This window comes from Mycobacterium sp. TH-M106 (assembly GCF_057473765.1).
In genome coordinates, this window is sequence record NZ_JBYCLE010000490.1 from 1 (window position 1) to 1,726 (window position 1,726).

Genomic DNA, 1,726 nt, shown 5'->3' on the forward strand with positions numbered 1-1,726 from the left:
TAGCTTCGATGGGCAGCTTCACGGGGCTATGGCGCAGCTGGTAGCGCACCACACTGGCAGTGTGGGGGTCAGGGGTTCGAGTCCCCTTAGCTCCACAGGGAGAAACCGCGGGTTTTCGCATCGCGCGGTTGGATCTGGTGGGCCAGCAATCTTCCGGTGCGCGGTTGAGCAGCGGCCATGCTAGTTGACTGATCCAGAGCATGCTATCTGACTGATTTAAAGCCTGCTAATTGTATGATTTACCCATGCGGTACACCAGACGCATCATCGACGACGAACTGGACGCACTGTTCGGACAGGTACCGGCGATCGCCATCGACGGACCGAAGGCAGTGGGAAAGACGACGACAGCCGAGCACCGAGTCGTCGGCCTGCTGAGACTGGATGCAAAGCCCAACCGTGAGGCGGTGCACGCCGATCCGGGTCTTGTGTTGACTCGGCCGCGGCCATTGCTCATCGACGAGTGGCAGAAGGTTCCCGAGGTGTGGGATGTCGTGCGGCGTGCTGTCGATGACGATCCGACTGGTGGCCAGTTTCTGCTCGCCGGGAGTGCTTCACCTCGCCAAGGCGTGACGGCCCACTCCGGTGCGGGACGTATTGGGCGGCTGCGGATGCGTCCTATGACCTTGTCGGAGCGGGGGATCGCGTCTCCAGCGGTAAGTCTTGGCGAATTGCTCAGTGGGAGAAGGCTTCCGCTCGACGGGGTGGCAGAGGTCCGGTTGGCCGATTACGCGGATGAGATCGTGGCGTCTGGATTCCCGGGTATGCGCTCTCTCGGTGCGCGGGCATTGAAGTTTCAGCTTGATTCGTATCTGCGTAATGCCGTTGATCGAGACGTGCCCGAGCAGGGGCTCGCCGTTCGTAAGCCTGATGCCATGTTGGGGTGGTTGCGTGCCTACGCGGCGGCCACATCCACGACGGCAAGCTACACCGCAGTGCTCAATGCGGCCACCGCCGGTGTCAGTGATAAGCCGGCGCGATCAACGACGATCGCATACCGAGACGTGCTCACCCAGCTATGGCTGCTTGACCCGGTACCCGCTTGGGGCCCCGCAGCAAACCCGTTGGCGCGCTTGGCCCAATCGCCGAAGCACCACTTGGCCGATCCTGCGCTGGCGGCGCGTCTCCTCGGCTTGTCCGCGGACATGCTCCTCAGCGGTGAAGGCAGGCCGATCGGGCCTCAGGCTGGTGGCATGCTCGGGCATCTCTTTGAATCATTGGCCGCACTTTGCGTAAGGGTTGCTGCGCAGGCCGCCGAGGCCACTATCGGTCACCTCCGGACACGCAACGGCGACCACGAAATCGACCTGGTGGTGGCGCGCGACGACGGCAAAGTGCTCGCTGTCGAGGTGAAACTCGCCGCAACAGTCGAAGAACGAGACACCGCGCACTTGCGCTGGCTGGCCCACCACCTCCGCGGGGATCTGCTCGACGCGATCATCATCAACACCGGGCCCAACGCCTACCGCCGCCCCGACGGCATCGGCGTGGTCCCGCTAGCGCTGCTGGGTCCGTAGCCGGTCGAAATCCACAAAGCGAATCCCGGGTGCCGACTGTGGCACGGTTGCCACCGTGCACCACAAACCCGCCAGCGCAATCATCGAAGCCGCACACCAGGAACACTCCGACGCGCTGCCCTTGGACGACACCGCGGATTTCGACGACGCCGACCGGGGATTCATCGCCGCGCTGTCGCCGTGCGTCATCAAAGCCGCGGACGGCCGGG

General features: G+C 63.8%; 2 protein-coding genes and 1 tRNA gene. All 3 read left to right on the forward strand.

Annotation, left to right across the window (positions count from 1 at the left end; all coding sequences use genetic code 11):
• Positions 1-22 precede the first annotated feature (22 nt).
• Positions 23-95 (forward strand) — tRNA-Ala (locus AC2VOP_RS17290).
• A 150-nt stretch (positions 96-245) separates the two neighbouring features.
• Positions 246-1,517, forward strand: coding sequence for an ATP-binding protein (locus AC2VOP_RS17295; protein WP_486962102.1), 1,272 nt, complete (start codon positions 246-248; stop codon positions 1,515-1,517).
• Between the two features lie 55 nt (positions 1,518-1,572).
• Positions 1,573-1,726, forward strand: a 154-nt coding sequence (locus AC2VOP_RS17300) for a hypothetical protein (RefSeq protein WP_486962103.1), incomplete at its 3' end; no start/stop codon positions are given.